The organism is Labrys neptuniae (assembly GCF_040797145.1).
Lineage (GTDB): Bacteria > Pseudomonadota > Alphaproteobacteria > Rhizobiales > Labraceae > Labrys > Labrys neptuniae.
In genome coordinates this window covers 485,463-510,523 of the sequence record NZ_JBFNQD010000001.1, presented here as the reverse complement: position 1 = coordinate 510,523, position 25,061 = coordinate 485,463, and the positions used below count along the sequence as shown (strand labels likewise).

25 protein-coding genes are annotated in these 25,061 nt (G+C 62.1%); 7 read left to right on the top strand and 18 right to left on the bottom strand.

The genetic code is table 11. The features are described from left to right. Nucleotides 1-12: 12 nt before the first annotated feature. Genes ABXS05_RS02360 through ABXS05_RS02350 form a run of 3 tightly spaced genes read left to right on the top strand, consistent with a single transcriptional unit; the run spans nt 13 to nt 3,120 of the window. Nucleotides 13-1,347, top strand: coding sequence for an ABC transporter substrate-binding protein (locus tag ABXS05_RS02360; protein WP_311936034.1), 1,335 nt, complete (start codon nt 13-15; stop codon nt 1,345-1,347). Further along, complete coding sequence (locus ABXS05_RS02355; protein ID WP_367622770.1) at nt 1,344-2,261, top strand: carbohydrate ABC transporter permease; 918 nt, start codon at nt 1,344-1,346, stop codon at nt 2,259-2,261. Before ABXS05_RS02360 ends, ABXS05_RS02355 begins: the two co-directional genes overlap by 4 nt. 40 nt (nt 2,262-2,301) lie before the next feature. Continuing rightward, nucleotides 2,302-3,120, top strand: coding sequence for a carbohydrate ABC transporter permease (locus ABXS05_RS02350; RefSeq protein ID WP_149250883.1), 819 nt, complete (start codon nt 2,302-2,304; stop codon nt 3,118-3,120). A 60-nt stretch (nt 3,121-3,180) separates the two neighbouring features. Here ABXS05_RS02350 and ABXS05_RS02345 read toward each other — a convergent pair whose 3' ends face one another. The 12 genes from ABXS05_RS02345 to ABXS05_RS02290 all read right to left on the bottom strand — a co-directional run bounded on the left by ABXS05_RS02345 (nt 3,181) and on the right by ABXS05_RS02290 (nt 14,881). Beyond that, on the bottom strand, nt 3,181-4,677 hold the full coding sequence (locus ABXS05_RS02345; protein WP_367622769.1) for a Hint domain-containing protein: 1,497 nt from the start codon (nt 4,675-4,677) through the stop codon (nt 3,181-3,183). Between the two features lie 330 nt (nt 4,678-5,007). Continuing rightward, complete coding sequence (gene lysM, locus ABXS05_RS02340) at nt 5,008-5,493, bottom strand: peptidoglycan-binding protein LysM (protein WP_311936043.1); 486 nt, start codon at nt 5,491-5,493, stop codon at nt 5,008-5,010. A gap of 274 nt (nt 5,494-5,767) precedes the next feature. After that, a complete protein-coding gene (locus ABXS05_RS02335) occupies nt 5,768-6,517 on the bottom strand; it encodes a cyclase family protein (protein ID WP_311936046.1) in 750 nt (249 codons plus the stop codon). Nucleotide 6,518: 1 nt separating this feature from the next. Further along, the gene (locus tag ABXS05_RS02330) at nt 6,519-7,697 is read right to left on the bottom strand and encodes an ABC transporter substrate-binding protein (RefSeq protein WP_367622768.1); all 1,179 of its coding nucleotides are present in this window, start codon (nt 7,695-7,697) and stop codon (nt 6,519-6,521) included. Between the two features lie 4 nt (nt 7,698-7,701). Further along, nucleotides 7,702-8,742 (bottom strand): branched-chain amino acid ABC transporter permease, encoded by a 1,041-nt coding sequence (locus ABXS05_RS02325; protein WP_311936051.1) that lies wholly within the window; start codon nt 8,740-8,742, stop codon nt 7,702-7,704. Then, nucleotides 8,739-9,641, bottom strand: coding sequence for a branched-chain amino acid ABC transporter permease (locus ABXS05_RS02320; protein ID WP_311936053.1), 903 nt, complete (start codon nt 9,639-9,641; stop codon nt 8,739-8,741). The genes ABXS05_RS02325 and ABXS05_RS02320 overlap by 4 nt, the downstream gene beginning before the upstream one ends. Next, nucleotides 9,638-10,375, bottom strand: a complete 738-nt coding sequence (locus tag ABXS05_RS02315; protein WP_367622767.1) for an ABC transporter ATP-binding protein — start codon at nt 10,373-10,375, stop codon at nt 9,638-9,640. Before ABXS05_RS02315 ends, ABXS05_RS02320 begins: the two co-directional genes overlap by 4 nt. Continuing rightward, entirely contained in the window at nt 10,368-11,156 is a 789-nt protein-coding gene (locus ABXS05_RS02310) for an ABC transporter ATP-binding protein (protein ID WP_367622766.1), read from the bottom strand. Before ABXS05_RS02310 ends, ABXS05_RS02315 begins: the two co-directional genes overlap by 8 nt. Next, the gene (locus ABXS05_RS02305) at nt 11,149-11,775 is read right to left on the bottom strand and encodes a cysteine hydrolase family protein (RefSeq protein ID WP_367622765.1); all 627 of its coding nucleotides are present in this window, start codon (nt 11,773-11,775) and stop codon (nt 11,149-11,151) included. Before ABXS05_RS02305 ends, ABXS05_RS02310 begins: the two co-directional genes overlap by 8 nt. Then, entirely contained in the window at nt 11,772-12,581 is an 810-nt protein-coding gene (locus ABXS05_RS02300) for an N-formylglutamate amidohydrolase (protein WP_367622764.1), read from the bottom strand. The genes ABXS05_RS02305 and ABXS05_RS02300 overlap by 4 nt, the downstream gene beginning before the upstream one ends. After that, nucleotides 12,581-13,900, bottom strand: a complete 1,320-nt coding sequence (locus ABXS05_RS02295) for a type I glutamate--ammonia ligase (RefSeq protein WP_367622763.1) — start codon at nt 13,898-13,900, stop codon at nt 12,581-12,583. Before ABXS05_RS02295 ends, ABXS05_RS02300 begins: the two co-directional genes overlap by 1 nt. Before the next feature lie 114 nt (nt 13,901-14,014). After that, nucleotides 14,015-14,881 (bottom strand): MurR/RpiR family transcriptional regulator, encoded by an 867-nt coding sequence (locus ABXS05_RS02290; protein ID WP_311936071.1) that lies wholly within the window; start codon nt 14,879-14,881, stop codon nt 14,015-14,017. A 147-nt stretch (nt 14,882-15,028) separates the two neighbouring features. Here ABXS05_RS02290 and ABXS05_RS02285 point away from each other — a divergent pair, with 147 nt between their 5' ends. Further along, nucleotides 15,029-15,706, top strand: a complete 678-nt coding sequence (locus tag ABXS05_RS02285; RefSeq protein WP_311936074.1) for a cysteine hydrolase family protein — start codon at nt 15,029-15,031, stop codon at nt 15,704-15,706. Nucleotides 15,707-15,753: 47 nt separating this feature from the next. Here the strand turns inward: ABXS05_RS02285 and ABXS05_RS02280 are convergent, their stop codons facing one another. Next, nucleotides 15,754-16,620, bottom strand: coding sequence for a S41 family peptidase (locus ABXS05_RS02280; RefSeq protein WP_367622762.1), 867 nt, complete (start codon nt 16,618-16,620; stop codon nt 15,754-15,756). Here ABXS05_RS02280 and ABXS05_RS02275 point away from each other — a divergent pair. Then, nucleotides 16,594-17,307, top strand: coding sequence for a hypothetical protein (locus tag ABXS05_RS02275; RefSeq protein ID WP_367622761.1), 714 nt, complete (start codon nt 16,594-16,596; stop codon nt 17,305-17,307). The genes ABXS05_RS02280 and ABXS05_RS02275 overlap by 27 nt on opposite strands. Nucleotides 17,308-17,476: 169 nt before the next feature. On the opposite strand, the gene ABXS05_RS02270 is transcribed toward ABXS05_RS02275, so the two are convergent. Further along, nucleotides 17,477-18,202, bottom strand: coding sequence for a tellurite resistance TerB family protein (locus ABXS05_RS02270; RefSeq protein ID WP_367622760.1), 726 nt, complete (start codon nt 18,200-18,202; stop codon nt 17,477-17,479). 243 nt (nt 18,203-18,445) lie between these two features. Next, nucleotides 18,446-18,958: an Lrp/AsnC family transcriptional regulator gene (locus ABXS05_RS02265; protein ID WP_311936081.1), complete on the bottom strand. Its 513-nt coding sequence runs from the start codon at nt 18,956-18,958 to the stop codon at nt 18,446-18,448. Nucleotides 18,959-19,057: 99 nt separating this feature from the next. On the opposite strand from ABXS05_RS02265, the gene ABXS05_RS02260 reads away from it, so the two are divergent. Both ABXS05_RS02260 and ABXS05_RS02255 read left to right on the top strand, forming a co-directional pair. Next, the gene (locus ABXS05_RS02260) at nt 19,058-20,266 is read left to right on the top strand and encodes a diaminopropionate ammonia-lyase (protein ID WP_367622759.1); all 1,209 of its coding nucleotides are present in this window, start codon (nt 19,058-19,060) and stop codon (nt 20,264-20,266) included. After that, nucleotides 20,263-21,501, top strand: a complete 1,239-nt coding sequence (locus ABXS05_RS02255) for a Zn-dependent hydrolase (RefSeq protein WP_367622758.1) — start codon at nt 20,263-20,265, stop codon at nt 21,499-21,501. Before ABXS05_RS02260 ends, ABXS05_RS02255 begins: the two co-directional genes overlap by 4 nt. A gap of 64 nt (nt 21,502-21,565) precedes the next feature. Here the strand turns inward: ABXS05_RS02255 and ABXS05_RS02250 are convergent, their stop codons facing one another. The 3 genes from ABXS05_RS02250 to ABXS05_RS02240 form a co-directional block, all read right to left on the bottom strand. Continuing rightward, complete coding sequence (locus ABXS05_RS02250) at nt 21,566-23,218, bottom strand: Na/Pi cotransporter family protein (RefSeq protein WP_367622757.1); 1,653 nt, start codon at nt 23,216-23,218, stop codon at nt 21,566-21,568. Between the two features lie 201 nt (nt 23,219-23,419). After that, nucleotides 23,420-24,241 (bottom strand): MBL fold metallo-hydrolase, encoded by an 822-nt coding sequence (locus tag ABXS05_RS02245; RefSeq protein WP_367622756.1) that lies wholly within the window; start codon nt 24,239-24,241, stop codon nt 23,420-23,422. 4 nt (nt 24,242-24,245) lie between these two features. Further along, nucleotides 24,246-25,046 carry a TatD family hydrolase gene (locus tag ABXS05_RS02240; protein ID WP_367622755.1) on the bottom strand — a complete coding sequence of 267 codons (801 nt, stop codon included), beginning with the start codon at nt 25,044-25,046 and terminating at the stop codon, nt 24,246-24,248. Nucleotides 25,047-25,061: the final 15 nt, after the last annotated feature.

The window sequence follows — 25,061 nt, the reverse complement described above, 5'->3', positions numbered from 1 at the left end:
GAGGAGGAACCTATGAGTTTTGATTTGTTGAAGCCGTCGCGCCGGCAATTCCTGGCCGGTTCCGCCGCACTCGGTGCTGCCGGTCTCACCGGTATCCGGCCGGCCTTTGCGGCGGTAGACTGGAAGAAATATGCCGGCACCACGCTCGAGGTGAATCTGATCAAGAGCCCGCGTGGCGATACGCTGCAGAAATATCAGAAGGAATTCGAGGAACTGACCGGCATCAAGGTCAATGCCGAGCAGACGCCCGAGCAGCAGCAGCGCCAGAAGGCGGTGATCGAGCTGACTTCTGGCAAGCCGAGTTTCGACGTCATCCATGTCAGCTATCACGTGCAGAAGCGCCAGTTCGAGAAGGCCGGCTGGCTGGCCGATCTCGGCCCCTTCCTCAAGAATCCGGAACTGACCGATCCTTCCCTGGTCGAAAGCGATTTCGCCGCTGCGGGCCTTGCCTTCGCCAAGGACAAGAACGGGCGCTTCGGCGCGCTGCCCTTCTCGGTGGACTATTGGATCGTCTATTGGAACAAGGACCTGTTCGCCGCCAAGGGGCTTGAATATCCCAAGACCTTCGAGGAGATGGTCAAGGCGGCCGAAACCATCACGGATGCCGGCAACAATATTGCGGGCTTCGTGGCGCGCGGTGCCAAGAATGCCAATGTGCCGGTGTGGACCAGCTTCCTGCTCGGCCATGGCAAGAACCCCGTCGGCGCCGACGGTTCGCTGCAGACCGATTCCGCCGAGGCGATCGAGGCTGCCGCGCTCTACCAGCGCCTGATGACCAAGTCGGCGCCGCGCGGCGTTACCGGTTTCAATTGGGCCGAATGCCAGTCCGCCTTCCTGCAGGGCAAGGTCGGCATGTGGCTCGACGGTGTCGGTTTCGCCCCGCCGCTCGAAAATCCGCAGAAGTCCCGCGTGGTCGGCAAGGTCGGCTATGGCGTGATGCCCAAGGGGCCGGCGGCGCAGGCCTCCGCCACCTTCGGCGACGGCATCGGCGTCACCGAGGCCTCGGCCAAGAAGGAAGCGGCCTATCTCTATTGCCAGTGGGCGATTTCCAAGGAAATGGGGGCACGGCTGCTGCAGGCCGGAGCGGGCGTGCCGTTCCGCAATTCGATCCTGAACGACGCCAAGGTACGCGAAGGCGTGACCATGCCGGGTGCCTGGGTGGACTGCGTGGCGCAATCGGCCCCGATCAGCCAGCTCGGGCTTCCCGTGATCATCCCGGTCACCGAGTTCCGCGACATCATCGGTGTGGGCCTGACCAATCTGCTCGGTGGCGCCGATCCGGCGACCGAGATGAAGAAGGCGACGGAAGCCTTCAAGCCTGTGCTCGCCCGCAGCGAGGCGCAATGAGCGTCGAAAGCCCGGCCGTGGTGTCCGTCCAGACGAACAATGGTGCGTCCGGCCCGCTCAGGCCGGGCTATTGGCCCTTCATCCTGCCGGCACTCCTACTCGTAGCGGCGGTGATCGTCTTTCCCTGGCTGTTCACCGTCGGCATGAGCGCGAACGCCTGGCAGGTCGGCTCCGCGCCGCGCTTCGTGGGGCTGGAGAACTATATCCGCCTTGCCGGCGATATGCGGTTCTGGGAGTCGATGTGGCACACGCTCACCTACACCGTGCTCTCGGTGGTGGCGCCGCTGATCCTGGGTACGCTGGCGGCCCTGGTGTTCGATTCGAAGATGCCGTTGCGTGGATTGCTGCGCGGCATTTTCGTGATGCCGATGATGGCGACGCCTGTCGCCGTGGCTTTGGTCTGGACCATGATGTTCCACCCCCAGCTCGGCGTGCTGAACTATCTGTTGTCCCTGGTCGGCATTCCGGCCCAGGCCTGGATCTTCGAGCAGGGCACGGTGATCCCCTCCCTGGTGCTGGTCGAGACCTGGCAATGGACGCCGCTGATCATGCTCATCGTGCTTGGCGGACTGGCCTCGATGCCGCGCGAGCCCTTCGAGGGCGCGGAGATCGACGGGGCCAATGCCTGGCAGAAATTCCGCTATATCACGCTGCCGATGATCCTGCCGTTCATGATGATCGCGGTGATCATCCGCTCGATCGATGCGCTCAAGAGCTTCGACATCATCTATGCCATGACGCAGGGGGGCCCGGGCACGGCCTCGGAGACCATCAATCTCTACCTCTACAACGTGGCCTTCTCCTATTACGACATCGGCTACGGCTCGGCGATCGCCGTGGTGTTCTTCATCATCATCATCGTGATGTCGCTGGTGCTGCTGCATCTGCGCCAGCGCGCGAAATGGAACACGTGAGGCCGCGATGATGAGTATTTGGATGATGAAGCTTCGGTCGATGACACCTCGACGTCTCCTGCGTCTCGCCGGCACGCTCTTTCTCGGCTTTGTCGTGGTGTCGCCGGCACTGCTGTTCTTCATCTGGATGCTGTCGCTCTCGCTGAAATACGAGATCGACAATGGCGCCTATCCGCCGATCCTGATTCCCGAGCAGTTCGCCTGGTCGAACTACACCGAGATCTTCGCCACCAACGATTTCCTGCGCTATTTCTGGAACAGCGTGATCGTCACCGGCGCGGCCACGGCGCTGGCGCTGATCGTTGGCGTGCCGGCAGGCTATGGCATCGCCCGCATCAAGGCCGACAAGGCAGCGATGGTGATCATGATCGCGCGCATGACGCCGGGTCTGTCCTTCTTGATCCCGATGTTCCTTCTGTTCCAGTCGCTCGGCTTGCTCGGCACGCTCTGGCCGCAGATCATCATCCACCTAGTGGTGACGATCCCGATCGTGATCTGGATCATGATCGGCTATTTCGAGACGACGCCTTTGGAACTGGAAGAGGCGGCGATGATCGACGGCGCCTCGCGCTGGCAGATCTTCTACAAAGTGGCGCTGCCGATCGCCAAGCCCGGTATCGTGGTCTCCCTGATCCTGGCCGTGATTTTCTCCTGGAACAATTTCGTCTTCGGCATCGTGCTGGCCAGCCGCGAGACGCGCACCCTGCCGGTTGCCGTCTACAACATGCTGTCCTTCGAACAGGTGAGCTGGGGCCCGCTCGCCGCCGCGGCCCTGGTGGTGACGCTGCCGGTGCTGTTGCTGACCCTGTTCGCCCAACGCCAGATCGTGGCGGGCTTGACGGCGGGGGCGGTGAAGTAAGGGACGTGGCAGAACCGTGCTTGGTGACAGCCTCCACCATCACCCCATGCCAGTCAGGAATTACGCAGCGTTTTCTGAGGCGTATGCATCGTCGTGAGGGAGGCTGTAATCGGTTGGCTCAAGCCAGGCACGCATTCGGCCTCGATCGCGTGCCAGTTCGATCTCGAGGGTGACCAAACCGACGGCGTCTGCCCACAAGCTGGAAGCGATGGTGCCCCGCCCATTCGTCCAGCGCCAGCGATCGCCCTGCCATTGCTGGATGGCGTGGAACCCTTCCGAAAGACCTGCATCATCGAGAGCAATCTTACGAAATCCGCTCGAATCATGCACGTCCAATCGGCGCAAAGGCACACCTAAACGGCGATCATCATAGGTCTCCACATCCGTATGACGAGGCACGAAAGTGGAGGAAAATAATGCGATCGCTTTGACATGAGCTGGGAAAATCAAGCGATAGAATGTGTCGGACAAGGCGTAGACGCTCAGATCCTCTTCTCCCCCTTCAGCCTCAAAGCGCAAAGCTGCCAGGTCGGATAGTGTCCAACCGAGTTGCTTGGCCTGATCCAGCAACTGAACGCGTATAGCCGCCACGATCGGGCCTTCGGTCACCAGTGGTAGGCAAGCATCCGAATTCCAGGTTCTGCGACGCGGTAACTGAGCCTGGGGCTGCCCACTGCGTGCGGGAAAACTCACCTTTCCCTCTTCGAGTTCATCTACCCTGAAGAAACTCTTGCCCCTGGTGTCGAGGAAGCTCTCTGTCGGAAGATTCTCGGCCAGAAGCACGTCATGCTGCTCCAATTCGACATGCCAATAGACCACCCTGTCGACCGGTACTTGCGAAATGGTCGCTCCGTTGTCGAGATGCTTGATCGGAATGAGCACATTTGACAGGCAGGGTACCGCCACCGCGTGATCCGGCGATAGCCACAGATCGCGAGAGGGACGATGATCGCCGAAAGCATGTGCGCGGATTCTAAAGGGATAGGTCGCCTCCGGTTGGGAATGGCGGGTTGGTTCCACCTCATTACACCCCAGCCATACAATGTTGCGACGACTGCCATTCGCAGTGATGACGACGTCGCCAATTCTCAAATGCTCAACCGCAATATTGCCCCGGGTCGTATGAATCATCGTCCCGGCTACGAAGCAGGGGGCATCGCCGAATATTGCCGTGGGTAGTGGGGCGTCAGTTGTAAGCGGGACTGTCTCGAGCTGCGTGCCGGTCCAATAAATGTTCTCGCCCGACGCCGAAACGACGTTACCAAATTTGTCAATAAAGATTGTAACAGTTTTTTCGCTTCCTTTGGAGTTGTAAACGCTGCCAACAAGCTTATATCCTTCGAAATTCTCACCATTAACCGGAGAGTCGTATTCTTCGATAGTGGTTCCGCCGCCAAGACTTCCGATTGATGCGCCGTCTATTATAACCTTTGGTCCCGGATCAAATGGATCTTCCTCTACATACTCCACTTTAATCTTGACGGGGTATGGATCGTTCACGTCGCCATTTGGGTACAATAGAAATGCAGGTACGGTAATATTCCCTGGAACGCTCATCCTCTTCCGACTCCGTATTAGGCCATAATTGGCAGGGGAGATGGGATTGCATCTGGGGTTTAAATTAAAATATTTTCTGCCTAGAAAAATAAAGTATCTATAGAAATTGTATCTGAATCTATTATTTATGCCTTCTTTTGCAATCAATCAACTACCAATTTTTTGCGTCGAATTCTTTTCACGGACGCCATTGGCGACCTGCATGATTAGCATCGAAGGTATTCCGTTGTGGGGTTCTATTGGCCCGCAGCTTTTATAGGGCGACGCCAAAGAAAAACCCGGCGAGGGAGCTCGCCGGGTTCGAATTTTCAACCGTAAAGTCGGACGGTCTCAGGCCTGCCCAACCGGCGGAATGCGCAGCACCCAGCCGGGGAGGATGTGGTCGGGGTCCTTGACCGGCGGGGTGTTGGCCTTGACGATCTCCTTGTAGAGATTGCCCTTGCCCTTGCCGTAATGCTTCTCGGCGATGGCCCAGAGCGTGTCGCCCTTCACCACCGTATACATGGTCGAGGGGGTTCCGGGGGTGTTGACGCCGAGCTGGCTGTCGACCTGTGCCACACCATTGTTGTTGCCGGCCGTGAGGATGATCTTCTCGGCGATTTCCTGGGAAGGAGCCATGCCACCCAGGACGACCTTGTCGCCGTCCACCGACACATTCAAGCCTTCGGCCTTGAGGCCAGCATCCTCGATCTGCTTTTTCACCAGCGCGGCAATGTCAGTGGGAGCCGCTGCCGCCGGCGCTGCTGGCGCCGCCTCGGCCTTGCTCGAACCGAACATCTTATGGCCGGCGTCCTTGATGAAATTGAACAGTCCCATGTTCACTCCAGGCGTGTCAGGCAAAATTACCTAAAGGGAGGCTAGCATGGAACGGTTGTGCGGTCACATAGATTCGAGTGTGACGGCGGTAGCAAGTGCAGCCCCTGTCGAAGAGATTGCCAGCGTAGTCAAAAAGGCTAAAGAACGCCTGTCTTTGTGGTGAAGCGACCCCATGCAGACGATTCTCGCATGCGAATACTGGTTCGACATGCATTGAGAAATGAGTTTCGGCATGGTCACGACAATACCGAGGCGATGTCGAAAAAGTTCGAAATCAACGATGGATGGCGACGGCGCGAGCCGGAAAGCCGGAGCCTCCCTTCGCCTTCGGCCAGCTTGCCATGATCAAGGCACCGGCTTCCGGCAGACCGTCGAGGTTGGCGAGCAGCTCGACCTGCCAGCGATCGCGCGAGAGGACGTAGTGTTCGAGGCTGAAATCGCCCTTCGAGGTCGCCATGCCGGGATCGGTGTCGATCTGCTCGTGGCCGATTGCGACGATGCCCCGCTTCTCGAACAGTTCTTCGAGCACGGCCCGTGACCAGCCGGGACAATGGGAAACGCCGTCCGCCGAGCGGTTGTAGAAACGCTCATTATCCGGCCAGCGGCTTGACCAGCCGGTGCGCAGAGCAACGAAGCATCCTGCTGGAATGGGCCCGTTGCGTTCTTCCCAGGCTACGATGTCGCTCAGTTCGGGGGTGGCGTCGGGGCTGGCGGCGACTTTCTCCCGGATGTCCAGCACCACCAGGGGCAGCAGCATGTCGCTGACCGGCAAATCGTCCACGGCGCGTCCGCCCTCGACGAAATGCACGGGTGGATCGACATGCGTGCCCCATTGCCCGACGAAGGCGTAGCGATGCACCTGGAAGGCATCGCCCTTGGGATAGTCGAACACGAGCTGGCGCTCCTCGTCCGGGAAGGCCGAGAAGCGAGGCTGCCCGGGGTGGAAGGCGTGGCTCAGGTCGGTGAAGATCGCGCCGGCGAATGCGGCGCGATAGACCTCCCACAAGGACAGCGGCGCGGCCATGTCAGGGTTCCGCCACGAAGGAGGGTGCAGCCTCGCCGGCGAGCGTGAGCTTGCCGCCCTTGACGCCGATCACCGAGACGGACTTGTCCGGCACCGAGACATTCGGGCGGTAGGTGATCGTACCCGTCACGCCGTCGAGACCGGAGGTCGCCGCGAGCGCGTCACGGATCTTGGCGGGCTCAGGCGCACCAGCCCGCTTGATGGCGTCGGCCATCAGTTTCACCGCGTCATAGCCGAGTGCGGCAAAGGCATTTTCAGGCACGGTGTTATAGGCCTTCTGATAGGCGTCCATGAAGGCCTTCACCTTGGCGCTGGCACCGTCACCGATGAAGGCGTGGGTGGTGAAATAGGTGTCGTTGGCGGCCTCGCCACCGACCTGCAGCAGCAAAGGCGTATCGTAGCCGTCGCCACCCACCACAGGCAGGGTGATGCCGGCTTGACGCAACTGCTTGAGGATCAGCCCGATCTCCTCGGCATTGGCGGCCGCATAGATGAAGGCTGGCTTTTCGGGCAGGGCCTTGATCTTGGCGATCTGTGCGGTGAAGGTCTTGTCGCCGATCTTGTAGCTTTCCTTGCCGACGATCTTGCCGCCGCCATGCTCATAGGCCTTGACGAAATAATCGGAGAGCAGGGTGGTGTATTCGGTGCCGATATCCGTCAGCAGGTAGCAGGTCTTGGCGTTCAGCGTCTTGAGCGCGAATTCCGCGCCCACGGCCGCCTGGACATTGTCGCCGAAGGCGGCAAGGAACACCTCGTTGCCGAGCTGGGCCGGCAGCTTGGGCGACGTGGCGCCGGGGGTGACGAAGGGGATTTCCGCCTTCTGGACCTGGGGGCCGATAGCGAGCACCGAATCCGAATCCGCAAAGCCGACGATGCCGACGACCTTGTCGCTGTCGATCATCTGGCTGGCGACGGTGGAGATCACGGTGGCGTCCGATTTGGAATCATAGGTCACCAGCTCGATTGGCCGGCCCAGCACGCCGCCGGCGGCATTGATCTCCTGCGCCGCCAGCTTGGCGCCGTTCAGCATCGGCCCGTCCAGCGAGGCTTGCACACCGGTAAGATTGGCCGAATAGCCGATCTTGATCGGATCGGCCGCGAGCGCGGGTCCTGCATGTAGCAGCAAGGCGGCGGCCGACAGGCCGAGGGCGAGGGTTCTGCGTCTGCTCAACGTCAACATCTGGTCACCTCTCAATTGATGGACTGCTCGCCGATGTTTTGGTCGCCCCGAATGTCAGTTCGCGGTCGCCCATGATCCCCTTCGGCCGGAAGATCATGATCAGGATGAAGACGATGCCGAGCACGATCTGGCTCGCCCCGAACAGAGGCGGCACGGTCACGCCGAGCAGACTGAAGCCGCGCTCGGCGGAGCGCAGCACCTCGGACAGCAAGGAGACGCAGACGACGCCGATCAGGGCACCCGAAAGCGATCCCATGCCACCCAGGACGAGCATGGCGATCAGGTTCAGCGTCATGGCGAAATAGAAGGTGATCGGCGAGAAGGAGCCGAGATAGTGGGCATAGAGCGAACCGCCGACGCCCGCGAAGAAGGCCCCGATCACGAAGGCGATCAGCCGCGTGCGCAGCACGTCGATGCCGACGGCGCCGGCGGCGATGGTGTCGTCCCTGACAGCCATCATCGAGCGGCCGAAGGGCGAATAGACCAGGCGTGCCAATAGGAGCAGCGTTACCACCAGCCAGGCCATCACCCAGGGCAGGTTGGTCTGCAGCGGCACGCCGGTGAAGGTGCGCGAGCCGCGGGTGAAGTCGACGGCATTGATCAGCACGACATTGACGATGATGAGAAAGCCCATCGTCGCCACCGAGACGAAATAGCCGGATAGCCGCATCAGGGGATAGCCGACGATCACCGCCAGCAGGGCCGTGAACAGGCCGGCGGCCAGCGTGGCCGGCAGGAAGGGCAGGCTTAAGCTCGACAAAAGGCCAGGCAGATGCGGCAGCAGGGCAGCCTTCTGCTGCACCGTCAGCGACAGGATGCCCGAGGCATAGGCACCGGCGCCGACGAAGCCGACATGGCCCAGCGAAAACACGCCGGTGAAGCCGTTGCTGAGCGAGAGGCAGAGCACCAGGATCGAGTTGAGGGCAATCAGGATGAGGATGCGCGTGAGATAGTCGCTCAGGACAAGGGGCGCGCCGATGGCGACCAGGGCGGCGAGAACGATGCCGATGGCGACGGTGAGGGGAAGGCGCAGGCCGGCTCTCATAGCTTGATCTCTCGATTGGGCTGCAGCAGGCCACCGGGACGGAACAGCAGGAAGGCGATCAGCAGGCTGAAGACGATGGCATCGCGATAGGGCGTCACCGCATCGGGCAGGAAGGCGACGATGAAGATCTCGAGGGCGCCGAGCATGTAGCCGCCGACGAGGGCGCCCGAGATCGAGCCGAATCCGCCGATGATCGCGGCGACGAAGGCTTTGAGCAGCGGGGTGAAGCCCATTTGCGGCTGGACCACGCCGGCCTGGGCGGCCCAGAGCACGCCGGCGAGGCCGGCATAGGCGGAGGCCACCACGAAGGCGATGACGATGACGCGGTTGACGTCGAGGCCGACGAGATGGGCAGCGGACATGTCTTCGGCTGCTGCCCGCATGCCGAGCCCGATGGTGGTGCGGGTGATGAACCAGCCGAGGCCCAGCAGTGACAGGAAGGAGAGGGCGATGGTCAGGATGTTGATGTTGGTGAAGGTGATCGCCCCATCCGCCAGTTGCCACGAACCGTTGAGCAAATCGGGCAGGGGAAAATTGCGCGGCGAGGAGGTGAAGGCCAGGATGCCGAGATTTTCCAGGATGTAGGTAACGGCGAGGCTGGTCAGCAGCCGGGTCACGTCCGGTGCGTTGCGGATCGGACGATAGGCGATGCGCTCGATCACGAAGCCGGCCAGGGCGGCAGCGACGATGCCGCAGAGCATGGCGAGGGCGAAAGGCATGCCGGCCACGCCGAGGATCACGGTGGTGAAGGCACCCACCATCATCACGTCGCCATGGGCGAAGTTGGTCAGCTTGAGCACGCCGAAGACGATGGAGAGACCGACCGCCACGAGGGCGTAGAGGCTGCCAAGGCTGACGGCGTTGATGATCTGCTGGAGGACATATTCGAAGCCGTTCATTCGTCAGCCCCCAGATAGGCCTGCGCCACGCGGTCATTGGCCGTCAACTCGGCGGAACTGCCGGAGAGCACCACGCGGCCGGTGCGCAGCACATAGGCCCGGTCGGCCAATTCGAGGGCGATCGCGATATTCTGCTCGACCAGCAGCATGGTCATGCCCTGGCGCTTGAGTTCGGCCAGGGCCTCGAAGATGTGGCGGACCAGCAGCGGAGCGACCCCGAGCGAGGGTTCGTCGAGCAGCAGGAGGCGAGGGGACGCCATCATGGCGCGGGCGAGGGCAAGCTGCTGCTGCTCGCCGCCCGAGAGCGTGCCGGCCAATTGTGTCAGGCGCTGCTTGAGGATCGGGAACAGGGCGAACATGCGTTCCTGGTCGCGGCCAATGCCGTCACGGTCCCGCCGCGTGCAGGCGCCGAGACGCAGATTGTCGGCCACCGTCAGGCCCCCGAACAGGCGCCGGCCCTCCGGACTATGCGAAATGCCGATCCGCACGATCTCGGCGGGCGGAAGGGTTGCGATGGCCTGGCCCGCGAAGGTGATGGCTCCGGCTTTCGGACGATTCAGGCCGGAGACGGTGCGCAAGGTCGTGCTCTTGCCGGCCCCGTTGGCGCCGACCAGGGCAACGACTTCGCCCTGGCCGATATCGAGGGAGACACCCTTCAGCGCGCGGACCGCGCCGAAATTGACTTCGAGCCCATCGATCCGGAGCAAAGGTGAGGAGGAACGGGCGTCAGGCATGGCCGAGATAGGCCTCCCGGACCCTGCTGTTGCTGCGCACCTCCGCCGGCGTACCGGTGCAGATGACTTCGCCGGTGGCCAGGACTTGGATGCGCTCGCACAGAGTCATGATCAGGTCCATGTCGTGCTCGACCACGACGACGGCGATGCCATAGCGGTCCCGGATGGCCCGGATCAGCCCTGCGAGCACCCGGGTCTCGTTGGAATCGAGCCCGGCGGCGGGTTCGTCGAGCAGCAGGAGCCGTGGCTGCGTCGCCAGAGCGCGGGCGATTTCGAGGCGTCGCTGGTCGCCATAGGGCAGGGCGGATGCCGGCAGCCGAGCCTTCGGCTTGAGTGCCATCAAGTCGAGCAGTTCATCGGCCGAGTGTTGGGCAGCTGCCAGGCGCTCCCGATAGCGTGCTCCTCGCAAGATTGCGGCAAAAGGGCCGATGGGATGACGAAGCTGGGCCGCAGCCAGAACATTATCGCGCACGCTCAGCGAACCGAACAGACGCGAGCCCTGGAAGGTGCGGGCGATGCCCCGCTCGACGATGGCTGCCGTCGACAGGCCGGCGATCGACTGGCCCTGGAATTCGATCGTACCGGCATTGGGCCGCGAGAAGCCGGTCACCAGATTGAAGAAGGTGCTTTTGCCCGATCCGTTCGGGCCGATGATGCCGACAATCTCGCCGGCCTGTACGCTGATGGCCTGATTGCGCAGGGCGACCAGACCGCGGAAGGCCTTGGTGAGATCGGCCGTGCGCAGCAAGGGGGTGGTTTGCGGGGAGGTCGCTTCAGCCATCACTGCGCCTCCGCGGGGCCGCCAGTTCTCTCAGCAACTCGTCGGTACTGGCCTGCCGGCAATAGCCTTTGAAGGCGCTGAGGGCATGCGCGTGGCGCTCGGGCGTATCGGTCGTGCAGGCGTCGACAGGGCAGATCATGCGAAAGCCGCGATCGGCGCCGTCGCGCACCGTGTGGTCGATGCATTGATCGGTCAGGAAGCCCGTCACCACGATGGTGTCGAGCCCGATATTGCGGACGAGATATTCGAAATTGGTGGAGTTGAAGAGACTGGATGAGGTTTTCGGCAGCACCATGTCGTCCGGGCCGGGCGCGAGCTCGGCGATGACGTGGGTTTCCGGGCTGCCGGGGGCGAAATGAAAGCCGGTCTGCTTGTAGTCGAGGCTGCGGTCGCGCCCGTCCCGGGTCAGGCTGGCGATGACGGTATAGACGATCTCGGCACCCGCTGCCCGGCCGGCAGCCAGCAGGCGCACGATGTTCGGAATCGCGACATCACGGGCCGAGCGGTAGAAATAGGGCCGTGTTGCCTCCGCCTGTGCATTGAAGATGCCGTCCTGGGTGTCGATCACCACGATAGCGGTCCTGACGGGATCGAGGGGCTCCTTGCGATCGGGGATCATCGGCCGGCCTCCACGCCGAAATGCGCACAGGCGGCCTTCAGGACGGGAGCGAGGCGCTCCGCCCAGGTTACTTGGCCGGAGGCATCGGCAATCAGATCCTGGCGGATCTCGAACTCGACATAGGGTAGCCGCCGTTCCTCGCCATGGACGGGCACGGAATAATCTTCGGCCATGTTGACCCCATAGGGCTCGTTGCGCCCGATCACGAGATCGCGCTGATGCGCCAATTCGGTGAGGACCAGGTCCGAGAATTGGCGGTTGTCATGATAGCAAAGGCCGACATGCCAGGGGCGCGGTGCCGGAGCGGCCCGAAGCGAGGGCGTGAAGCTGTGCATCGACACCAGGATCAGCGGCTGGCCGGCGGCCAGCTTGTGGTCGATGTGGGTGGATATCGCGGTGTGATACGGTTCGACGATTTCGCGGATGCGCGCCTGGCGGTCATCAGCCGTCGGATCCTGGTTGGCCGGTACCGGTGTCCCGTCGGAAATGGGTGTCATGAAGCTGGGCGAGTCGAGCCGTCGATTGCATTCGGCCACCAGACGCGAATAGCGTTGGAATATAAGGGGCGCCTGCAGGCGATCGGACAGGGCCATGCTGACGCCCAGGATGCCGATGTCGATGCCAATGTGGCGGTCGAGTTCCGATTGCGGCAGGCCCAGCCCGGCGAGCACGGCGGGCACCGCATTGCCGGCATGGTCGCAGATGATCAGGAAGGGAGAGGAAGCCTCGTCATTGTGCAAGCCTACCGGCGGCGGATCGTCGGCACCGAGCAGGCCGGTCGGAACGGGGCGTGGGAATGAGCCCATCAATAGGCCCTCGCATAGAGGGCGCAGAGGTCTTCCAGGCCCGTGTCCCCGGCCATCTCGATCTCGCCGCGCTTATGCATAAGATAGGCTTTGGTCAGGACTGGGCCGAGCCAAGTGGTAGCCGCAATGTCGGCTTCCAGAGCGTCTAGCGCTTCGTCGAGGCTGTGAGGCAGGTCGCCAATGCCGCGTTCGGCCCGCTCCGTTGCATTCCAGCGCCCGGGATCGCCGCTGGAGATGAAGGGCTCGGGCAGGGCTTCGCGTATGCCCGAAAGACCGGCAAAGACCAGCATGGCCAATTGCAGATAGGGGCTCGCAGTGGCATCGGCGCCGCGATATTCGATGTTGTATCGCTTGGCGACGTCGACGCCTTCGATCTCGGGATAGGGGCAGATGCGCAAAAGCGCCTCGCGGTCCCGATCGGCGAGATTGGCATAATAGGCCGACCAGGAATGTGGTTTCAGCCGCTCATAGGAGATCACGCTCGGTGCGGTGACGGCACACAGCGCTCGGGCATGCCTGAGGATGCCGGCGCAGAAGGAAGCGCAGATCTCGCTCATGCCTCCTGGTCGTCCAGGCTCATAACAGACAGGCTTGCCGGCAAGATCGATCAGGCTGAAATGGATGTGCACGCCATTGCCGACGATGCCCGGGGTCACCACAGGCGAGAAACTGGCGTGACTGCCATGGCGGCGGGCCAGCGAGCGGCAGATCTCGCGGAGTTTCACTGCCTGATCGGCTGCTTTCCGGCCTTCCGCGGGATCGATGGTTATTTCATACTGTCGCGGGCCGTATTCGGGCAGGAAGGTGTCGGGGGCGATGTCGTTGGCACGCAAGGCCGCCAGGAAGGAGCCGATGAAGCCCTCCATGCCTCGGAGGCTGCTGGCGGCATAGGAGTCCCCCGGGCGTTCTTCACCGCCCGCGTACCAGAATTCATGCTCGAAGCTGGCGATGAGCCGCAGGCCCGCTTCAGCCTCGAGAGCGGCAATGGCCCGCTTGAGCAGGCCGCGCAGGCAGCAATCCCAGGGCGTGCCTGCCATGGTCATGATGTCGCCGAGGATGATGTGCTCGGCGGGCGTGCCGTCGTCATAGGGCAGGCGGATATCGCCGCCGGGTTGGGGCACCAGCATGAGGTCGCCCTCCGCGCCGAAAGGCGTGGCGGGGATGCGGCCGAAGCAATTGATCATGATGTTGGTCGGGGTCCAGCCGACACCGAAGCGGCGACGGTTCTCCAGGTCGGCCGCTGGAAATCCCTTGCCGCGGACCTGGCCGGCAATGTCGCTGCAGCAGACCGTGATGACGCTTTCAGGCCTTGTTGCCATTGGCGTGCCGTTCCCCTGTTTTTATTGGGACGAACGCTAGCACGCGAGAATTATTTCTTACAAGATGATGTTAAGAGCGGCTATGCCGTAATTTTTGGCAAAACAAATAAAACGTCACGGAAGCAATTTCTGCCGAACACCTTCGATGGTTTCGAACCGGGCCCTGGCAATCGGCCATTGCCGGGCGTCGATCGCGAGTGCGACCGCTTCCACCAGGGCGATGACACCGATCAGGCTGTCCCAGGGCGAGGGGACGTCGACGCGGGCCCTCAGCACGATATCGGCAACCTGGGCGGCATCCGACATCCACTGGTCGGTAAAGAGGGCGACCACGGCCTCGCGGCTCTTGGCGACCTCGGCCGTACGCACCGTGTCGGCCTGATAGCGGCGGATGTCGAACAGGATCACGACGTCCTTGCGCCGAAGCTCGGCGAGTTCATCGGCGCGTCGCATCAATCCTGCGGAGAACAGCCTGACCCTGCCGCGAAGCTTGCGCAGGTGGAATTCGAGATGCCGGGCAGCCGGCTCGGTGAAGTCGCCGCCGAGCAGAAAGACCTGGCGTCTTTCATCGACGAGAATGTCGACGAGACGCGCGAGCTCCGCCTCGTTGATCATGGCGATCGAACCTTGCACCGTCTCGGCGAGGGCGCGCCCGAACTCGAGAAGCGCCGATGTCGAGGCATCCGCATGGGGGCGCGTCAGGGGGAATTCAGCCTGAGCCTCCATTTCCTCGCGCAATGCCCGCCGGAAATCGGCATAGCCCGGAAAGCCGAGCTTGGCCACGAAGCGCAGAATGGTGGGGGCGCTGACCTTGGCTCTCTCGGCGAACAGCGCCACCGTCTCCATGCCGGTGGTTGGGTAGCGGGCGAGGAGGGCGCGCGCTGCACGCTTTTCCGCATCGCTCAGGGACGGCATGGTCGCCGCGACGCGATCGGCTAGCGTCGTGCCGGTCTGGGGCAGGGCGACTCTCGGGGGCTCCATGGCGATACCTTTTCTCGATGTCCGCGCGGATGTTCTGACGTCCGCACGGGTGCCATTGTCTTTCACGATGTCTCGGTACAGGATAGGTCAACTACGGGAAAAACCGTAATTTGAATTACAACAAGTTTCCCATCCCACGAGGACAGCATGGCAGGCCTTCCAGCCATCGATGCGCCGGGCGGCGCCTACCGAGAGCGCGGGATCGTCCCGGCTCGAACGGCGCTGCTCAATGTCGACATGCAGAATGGCGAATTCAATGCGCAGATCCTGGCGCGGGCTCGTACGCCGGGTACGCCGGAAGCGGCAAAGCGGGCCTTCTATGAACGCATCGACAGCGTGGTGATCCCCAACCAGGTCCGCCTGCAGGAAGCGGCGAGGGCCGCTGGCATCGAGGTGATTTTCACCGTGCTGGAAAGCCTGACCCAGGATGGGCGCGACCGCAGCCTCGACCACAAGATCTCGGGCCTGAATTTTCCGAAGGGCTGCTGGGAGGCGAAAGTGATCGAGACCGTTGGTCCCAGGGGGGATGAGATCATCATACCCAAGACGGCATCCGGCATCTTCAACGCCACCAATATCGAATATGTGCTGCGCAATCTCGGTGTGGAGTTCCTGATCGTCTATGGCGTGGTGACCGATCAATGCGTCGAATCCGCCATACGTGACGCCGCCGACCGCGGTTTCCTGGTGACCCAGGTCGAGGATTGCTGCGCGGCCGAGACGCCGGAGAACCATCTGGCTTCGATCGAGAGCATGAAGGGGCACTATTGCCGTACGCGCAGCACGGATGAAATGATTGTCGAAATCAAGCAAATTTCGAGCTAAAAATCATTATTTTCAATAATGTACCATTATATATCTAATGCAAAAACTTATCGATTTGGAAGGCCCGGGAAGCGCCCCGATCGACCCGCTTCGTCAACGGCATGCATCGCAGCTTGAAGCGCTGGATCACGCTCGGCTTCGAGATCGGCCGCGGTGAACAAAGTTATCGGAATATCGGGTGGAACACCTTTTATATCATAGGCTTGTCCATTCTCGTTCAAGTAGATTTCATTGGGAACACCGAAGCGCCAGCCATTCGGCAAATGACGGATCAGCACATCGGAGAAGACGCCCTGTGTGTTCTCTCCGATGAAAACGGGTTTATGCCTGCGCCCCTGGAGCGACATGGCGAAAGCCTCGGCCGCGCTGACGCTTTCGTGCCCCATCAACAGCGCCATCGGTCCGTAGAAGCTCGGGCGCGGAGAAGGAGCCACCATGATCGGCTGCGGCTCGCTGAATTTCGTCGGATCCGCCGGGTCGATGCGGAAAATCTTGCTGGAAGCGGGATAGGATGTCGCGGTCAGGCGCCCCGCGATCTGCAAGCCCAGCATTTCGGTGCCGCCGCCATTGAGGCGTATGTCGACAACGAGCCCACGCAATCCGGATGCCTTGCCGAAAATATCGTCCAGCGCTGCATCGAGCGCAGCCGTCTGGGCGGCGGTTTCGGCATTCTTGTCATAGTTCTCGAAACTGACGATCAGCAAATAGCCGATACCGTCGGGCAGCATGCCGAATGCAAGCTGGCGGTTGCAGTACCAGGCGAGGGGCCCTGTCAGGTAACGCTTTTCGACGATGGCGAGTGCCCGCTGATGGACTGCCTCGCTCGTGGTTGCGGGTGGACGCCAGCCGCTGAATTCCTGCCCGAGAGCCGGCGCTTCGATCCAGACATGGGCATCTTCGAGGGGCGTCAGCATTTCACGAAAATGCCTGAAGAGCGTCTGATCGTCCGTCGTTGGTCCGATAGCCTCTCGATGTGCGGCTGTCGTGGCGTCCCAATCCACGTGATGCTGCTTGAAGAATGGATATTGTTCGGCGAAAGTCCGCGCGAAAATATCGAAATTGACGATGGGATCTGCGGTGGCGGCCTGCGAACAGGCCGCGGGCAATGCATCGGTGCGCGTGAGTTGGGTTTGTGTGGCGACCCCGTCGACAGTCAGCACGAGCTGGTTCGGCTGACGTCCTGGCCGGAACGCGAAGGCATCGGTGACCCCGGTATCGTTGTTGATGCTGGAGCCGGCAAAGCGTGCGGCGTTTTCCGAAGACGCGACCCGTTCGGCAGAAACCGACTTCTGGCAACTGATCGCCGTGATTTCGAAACGCTGCAAATGCCCGCCGCCAATGGCATAGGCATGGCCGTATCCCGTCGTCAGCCAGATGCCATCCGTAAAGTCCGTAGCGGCTCGGGCCGGCGGCGCAAGCAGGAGCAGGCAGACAAGGAGCATGCAGCGCATTGGACGACCTCCAGGGAAACGGCGGTCCTAGCGGCTAAAATTGGCATGCCTGTGAACGGTCGTCGATGGTCGGCGCTGAAAAACCTTGAGCGACAAGCCGGCAATTTCGGTTGCGGGAAGCGATCAGGGGCGGCAGCAAATACCGGCTGAAACCGGGCCAGGAGTGGGGCGGTGGGCCACGTCCTTAATTCGCATAAGATATATTATGGAACATAAATCCATTCCCCAGCCTGGCCAAAAGCCTGATGAACCGGGCTTTTCTCAAAAAGCCCGGTCTTCGTTCGCACTGAGGATCGATGCGATCCGAGGCTTGATCGCTCTATCGGGCGACGGTGGCAGCAAGGCCGCTGTCGATCTGGCCCGTCACCGCCTGCGGCAGCTTCAGGCGCCCGGCCAGTACATGCAGATAGGAATTCTCGGCCGGCGATGCGGCACCGACAGCGATGCGCGAAACGGCGTAGACCTCCGCCGCCAGTTCCGGCGTGGTCGCGCCACGCACGATCGGCTCCATGTCGAAGGGCTTGCTCAACTCCTGGAAAAGGAAGTTGCGTTCGTCGTCGGAGAGACTGAGCTTGTCGGCATGTCCGAGGATCAGGCTCTGCTCCTCGGCGTCGACATTGCCGTCGGCCTTGGCTGCGTTGATCATCGCACCCAGCAAAAGCTTGGCGTGGCTTTCAGCCGCGGCGGGCGTTTCCACGGGCAGCGCCTCCACTGCGCGTGCCTCGATGACGGGCGGCAGCGGTTGTGGGCTCGACACTTGCGGCGGCAGGAAGCCGCCCGGCGCGCTATTGGCCGCTGTGGCGCCGTTGTTGGCTGTTGCCGGAGCGCCGGCCTGCCCAGCCTGGCTGCGCTGCCAGGCATGCAGCGCGAGCGCGCCGATAGCGGCAATGCCGCCATATTTGACGGCGGCGCCGGCCAGGTCTCGGCCGGTTTCGGTGAACAGGATGCCTGCCGCAGCGCCACCCGCCGCCAGCTTCTTGCCTGGCGTGTTGAGAACTTGACCGCCGGCACCCAGCACTTTTCCAAGCAGATTGTTCAGATCCATTATCCGTTCTTGCTCCTCTACGATCGCCCAGCCCGAGCTCGCCACGAACTTTCGGACGTCTCCATCTTGGGATTCGACCGGATCGATCAGCACGGCCGGATGTGGTGCCAAGAACCCGGCGGCTTCAAGGCCGCCAATATGAAATCTTGGTCATGAAGGCAATGCGAATTTGATATTAAATTACATATTTATTGTTATATTTCAATATATTGAAGTTTTAATCGAATCTAATGTCTTGAGGCGTCATTGCGGCGTCGAGATGCCCGGAACCTTGTCCAGGGACAAGGTGGTGCCGGTTTTGACCCGGTCCATCACCACGAAAGTCCGGAAGCGCTTGACGTTGTTGTTGGCGAAGAACAGCCGGCGCGTCAGTGCTTCATAATCAGCCATCGACGGCACGTTCAAGATCAGCACGAAGTCCGTTTCTCCGGCGACATAATAGCATTGCTGCACGCTGGCTTCGGCGAGGAATGCCTTCTTGGCCTCGTCGATCAAGACGCTTCGCTCGCGCTCGAGATCGACATTGACCACGATGGTCAACGGCTGGCCAATCTTTGCCGGATCGAGCGTGGCAACATTGGCGGTTATGACGCCACTCTCCTCCAAGCGCCGGATGCGGCGTTGTACGGCCGGCGCCGACAGATGGATGGCCTCGGCGATCTTGCGCTGCGGCGTGTGATTGTCGCGTTGCAGGATAGCCAGGATGGCGACATCGAAGCCGTCAAGTTCGAGGGATGAACCGGAAATGCGTGGCATCGCGACCCGACGATACAAAATTGCACCAACGATCTCCAATCAGAGCGCATTCATCGGCTCTTACGCAATAGGATTGCGCTTGAGAAATGGAGATCCCCGATGCTTCTGCTCAATTCCGATGCGTACTATCGCTTCCCACTCCTCGCCGACGACCGTTCCACGCTGGGACGCGCCGGTGCGGACGAAGTCGAGCGCTTCCTGGCCGTTCGGGCCGACCACCATCCGACCCCCCTGCTCTCTCTGCCCGCTCTCGCGACGCGGCTCGGTATCGGCGAACTCCTCGTAAAAGATGAGGCTCACCGTCTAGGTCTTTGTAGTTTCAAGGCTCTTGGCGGAGCCTATGCCGTGGTGCGGCTGGTGATCGAGAAGGCCAGCCGGCAGCTGGGGCGGACAGTCGATTATACGCAACTCGGGCAGGATGAGGTCAGATCGGTCGCCGCCGAAATGGTTTTCGCCTGTGCGACAGACGGCAATCACGGTCGCTCCGTGGCCCAGGGGGCCCGGTTTGTCGGGGCGAAGGCCGTGATCTTCGTGCATGGCGGTGTGAGCCCGGGGCGCGTGCAGGCGATCGCGGCGTTCGGGGCTGAGATCGTGCGGGTGGGTGGCACCTATGACGACTCCGTGGCCGAGGCCGCGCGTGTCAGCCAAGCCAGGGGCTGGACTGTCGTCTCCGACACGTCCTGGGCAGGCTATGAGCGGATCCCGAGCCTGGTGATGCAGGGCTACACCACCATTCTGCGAGAAGCCTTGCAGCAGATGCGCGAACCGCCGACCCATTTGTTCGTCCAGGCCGGTGTCGGCGGCATTGCGGCAGCGCTTGGCGGCCATGCTGCACTCGTCCTCGAAGCGCAGCGGCCGAAGCTGGTGGTGGTCGAGCCGGCGCTCTCGGCCTGTATCTTCGCCAGCGCGCAGGCCGGCCAGCCCGTGAAGGTCGACCATGGTGCTCCCACGGTGATGGCGATGCTGGAATGCTACGAGCCGTCCCAAGTCGCATGGCGGATCCTGATGCGCGTGGCGGACGGTTTCATGACGGTGGAGGACGAGGAAGCGATCGCGGCGATGAAGGCCCTGGCGCGTCCCTTGCCGGGCGATCCAGCTATCGTCGCGGGCGAGAGCGGCGCGGCCGGCCTGGCCGGCTTGCTCCGGGCGGCTCGGGGCGATGCCATGCGCCAGGCACTCGGCCTGGATGCCAATGCCCGCGTCCTGGTGATCAACAGCGAAGGCGCCACCGATCCCGCACGATACCGGGATCTTGTCGGCCTCGACCCGGCGGATGTGCGGGTGGCAAATGGGGAGATTCAGGCATGAGCGAGGTATCCATCCAGGCCGAGCGCTTGCTGGGGCGGCTGAGCAGTCTCGGGGCGATCGGGCGTGGGGACGACGGCCGGCTGACCCGATTGGCCGCATCCGACGCCGACAGAGCGGGGCGCGACAGCCTGGTTCGATGGCTCGAGGATGCAGGCCTCGAGGTCGCGATCGACAGGATCGGCAATATCTTCGGTATCTGGCGTCCGGAGAGCGTAAGGGACGATGCCCCGGTCCTCCTCGGCTCGCATATCGACACCGTCATCGACGCCGGAATCTATGACGGTTGCTATGGTGTTCTGTCGGGCCTCGAAGTGATCGAGACGCTGAAATCCTCCGGCTGGCGCCCAAGCCGCCCGATCGCCATAGCCGCCTTCACCAATGAGGAAGGCGTACGCTATGCGCCGGACATGATGGGTTCCCTGGTCCATGCCGGCGGATTGTCGGTCGAGGAGGCGCTGGCCTCCATCGGCATCGATGGCACCAGGCTTGGCGAGGAACTGCGGCGGATCGGCTATGCGGGCGAACGGGAGCCCGGTTTCCTCAAGCCACATGCCTATCTGGAGCTTCATATCGAGCAAGGCCCGGTACTCGAACGCGAAGGTCTGGCCATTGGTGCTGTCGAGACGCTGCAAGGCATCTCCTGGCAACGCGTCACCATCGAGGGCGTCGCCAATCACGCCGGCACCACCCCGATGTCGCTGCGCCATGATGCCGGCCATGCCGCGGCGCGCGTGATTACCTTTCTGCGCGAGCAGGCCGTTGCCGCCGACACGCCGTCGGTGGCGACCGTCGGCAGTCTTCGGTTCGAGCCGAATGCCATCAACGTCATCCCGGCACGGGCGAGCCTTACGGTGGACCTGCGCGATCCCGATGAGATGCGCCTTCGCGAGGCGGAAAGCGCCCTCGCCTCTTTCCTTGATGAGCTCGCCCGGTCGGAGGGCGTCGCGGTATCCGTCGAGCGCCTCGCCCGGTTCGAGCCGGTTGTCTTCGACAGGGGGGTGGTGGATCGGATCGAACAGGCGGCCGGCCGCCGGGGCCTACCCTGCCGCCGGATGACCTCCGGTGCGGGCCATGATGCCCAGATGATGGCGCGGATCGCGCCCTCGGCCATGATCTTCGTGCCCAGCATTGCCGGAATCAGTCATAATCCCAAGGAGTTCACGCCGGATGCCGATCTTCTTGCCGGTGCGAACGTGCTCCTTGATGTGGTGCGAAGTCTCACGGCGGCAGGATGATTCCGATCCACTGCAGCCGATCAATCGTCTGAAAAATTCTATTTATCTAATTGATATCAGATGATTATCCAGCATCCTTGAGGCGTGAGGTCGAAAGTTCTCCCGCTGCCTCGAGGATCGGATAGGCCACGGCCGTCAGATGAGCGACGATGCGCTTGAGGTCGCGGATGACGTCCATATGCAGCGAACTGGTCTCGATCGAGGCCAGCGTACCGGCCCGCAGGCGATTGAGGTGGCTCTCCGCCGCCGAGCGTTCGAAATTGCGGATATGATCCTTGGCCACCACCAATTGGCGGGCCATGACGGGATCCTGGGTCATGAACACCGTGATGGCGAGGCGCATCTGCGCCACCACTTCGCGATGCATGGCCTTGATTTCAGCCCAGCCCTCGCTTGAGAAGCTCAGATTGAGCCGCTGCTTCTTGGCGGCCAGTTCAAGCAGGGTCTTATCGAGGATGTCGCCGACATGTTCGAGATTGGTGGTGAACAGGATGAGCTCGAACGCCTTCCGGCTCATGTCCTTGTCGAGCGGCGTGCGGGTCAGCCGGGTCAGATAGAGTTTGATGTTCTCCTGCAACCGGTCGACTTGATAGTCGAGCTGGCTGATTTGCTTGCGCCTGGAATCGTCCTGTTCCTCGAAGGTTATGATCGATTCCCGCAGCATGATCTCAACCAGTTCGGCCAGCCGGATCACCTCGCGCGAGGCAGCCACCAGAGCGACCGAGGGGCTGTCGAAATCCCCTTCGTCGAGTACAGGCGAGGGGCGCTCGCCAATCGGCGCCTTCGGCGCCCTCACCAGCCTTTCGAGCAGGCGGGCGGTCTGGTCGATGAAAGGCAGGAAGACGATCAGAAGAGCTAAGTTGAAGCCGACATGGAAATTGGCGATCTGGCGGGCCCCGGAGGCTTCCAATTGCGCCAGCCAGGGCTGAATGAGGCCGATCAGGGGCAAGAGCACCACGGCCCCGACCAGGCGGGTGCCGAGATTGCCGAGCAAAGCGCGTCGGACTTCGATCGGGGCAGCCAGAGACAGACCGAGAGGAGCCAGTCCCGAGCCGATATTGGCCCCCAGCACCAGGGCAAGGCCGAGTGGAATGCCCACCACCCCTGCCCCCGAGAGCGACATCACCAGCAGCAGGATCGCCACGCTCGAATGCACCAGCCAAGCAAGTCCAGCCCCGATCAGCAGCGCAGCCCAGGGCTGGCCATTGAGGCGTTCGAAGATCAACGTCATGATCTCGCTCTGGCGGATCGGATCGGCGATCCCGACGACCAGGTGCAGCGACAGGATCATCAGTCCGAGGCCGATCATGGCGCGGCCGACATTCTGCGAGACGGATGAGCGCCCGAGCATGAACGAAGCCACGCCCGCGATGATCAGGATGGGCATCAGGGCCGACAGATCGAAGGACAATGCCTGAACCACGAGCGTGGTGCCGACATTGCTGCCGAGCAAGACGGCCAAGGCCATGGCGAGTGTGAGGAAGCCCCGCTCGACGAAGGACATCACCAGAAGGGTCGAGCCGGTCGAACTCTGCAGGGCTGCCGCCACCCCTGCCCCCGCCAGGCAGGCGGAAAACCGATTGGAAGTGGCCCGCGAAATCACGCCGCGCAATCGTTCGCCGAAGGCCCGCATGATCCCCGTCTTGACCAGGCGGGTGGACCAGATCAGGAGTGCGACACCTGCGAGAAGATTGAGAAAAACGTGCTGACCAGCCAACCGAACAATTCCTTAGGACGAATCCTTTTCATGACAAGAGAGAGGAATCTATCACATAAGCAATTGAAACAGCATGAACATTAACGTCATATTTCGACGCTTGCGGTCAATTTGTTCCGAAACGTTTTGCGATCTGGCGATCACGCCACGGATCGAAAAAACGTGTCGAACCAAGGAGTGAGAGCGGTGGAGCGCTGCCGTCTAGGCGCGGCCTGCTCCCGGTGGTGCCAGTTCGATGCGCATGCCGTCATAGCCCGGTTCCACGCCCGCCGGCAGGCTGCGTCGCAAGGTCTGATAATCCATGTCCGTGTGCATGTTGGTCAGGATGGCGCGGCGCGGTTTCAATTTCTCGATCCAGGCCAGTGTCTCCGGCAGTGACCAATGGCTGGGATGCGGCGTGGGGCGAAGCGCGTCGACGATCCAGATGTCGAGGCCCTGAAGCAATGCTTCGCTTTCTCCAGACAATCCATTGATATCGCTGGAATATGCAAAGTCCCCAATCCTGAATCCGAGGGATTGGATGTCGCCGTGGTCCTGCTCGAACGGCAGAGCCGTGATCGAGCCGCCGGCACCGTCGACACTGACCGCCTGCCCGACCGTGATCGTGTTGAGCGTCAGGATGGGAGGATAGGACGAGCCCGGTGGCGTCTCGAAGCAATAGTCGAAACGATTTCGCAGCAGGGCAGCGGTGCGTCGGTCGGCGTAGACGTCGACAAGGCTGCGCTGATAAAGCGCCAGCACGCGCAGATCGTCGATACCATGGGTATGATCGGCGTGATCATGAGTGTAGAGCACGCCGTCGACCGCCTTGACCTCGGCGTCCAGCAATTGCTGGCGCATGTCGGCGCCGGTATCGATCAGCACCGTGGTACGGCCGCCTTCCGCTCCGTCCCGTTCGAGCAGGAGGGCGCAGCGCCGGCGCCGGTTGCGTGGCTCGTGGGGATCGCAACTGCCCCAGCCAAATCCGACCCGGGGGATGCCGCCGGAGGAACCGCAGCCCAGCAATGTCGCAGTCAACTTCATGGCGTCAGGCTGCTGCCTTGATACCGTCGGGACGCGGCATCTTGGTGAAGAGGCGGAAGGCGTTCTCGCTGGTTTGCCTCGCCACCTCGCTTTCGTTCAAGCCGATGGTCTCAGCCAGGATCCGCGCGGTATTGGCCACAAAGGCTGGCTCGTTGCGCTTGCCGCGGAATGGCATGGGCGCGAGATAGGGCGCATCCGTTTCAACCAGCAGCCGGTCATGTGGGACGAAGCGGGCGATATCCCGGATCTCCTCGGCCGACTTGAAGGTGAGGATGCCGGAGAAGGAGACGTAGAAACCGAGCGCGAGCCCCCGCCGGGCCAGTTCGGGGCCGGACGAATAGCAATGGAGGACGGCGCTGAAGGCCCCCTTCTCCATTTCTTCCTCGAGAATGTCGCCGATGTCCTTGTCGGCCTGGCGGGCATGGATCACCAGCGGCAGTCCCGTGAGCCGTGCCGCGGCGATATGCTTGCGAAACCCGCGCGCCTGCACGTCGCGCGGTGCGTAGTCATAGTGATAGTCCAGCCCGGCCTCGCCGATCGCCACCACCTTGGGATGGGCGGCGAGTTCCAGGATGGTGTCGAGCGGGATGTCGTCCTCCTCATGGGCGTGCAGGCAATGCGTGCCGATCGAGCCGAAGACGTCGTCATAGCGCTCGATCAGCGCCCTGATCTTCTCGAACTGGCGGATACGGGTCGAGATGGTGATCATGCGCCCGATCCCGGCCTGGCGGGCACGTGCGACGACGTCGTCGATCTCGGCTTGCAGGTCGGGAAAATCGAGATGGCAGTGGCTATCGATCAGCATGGTTCAGCTTGTCCG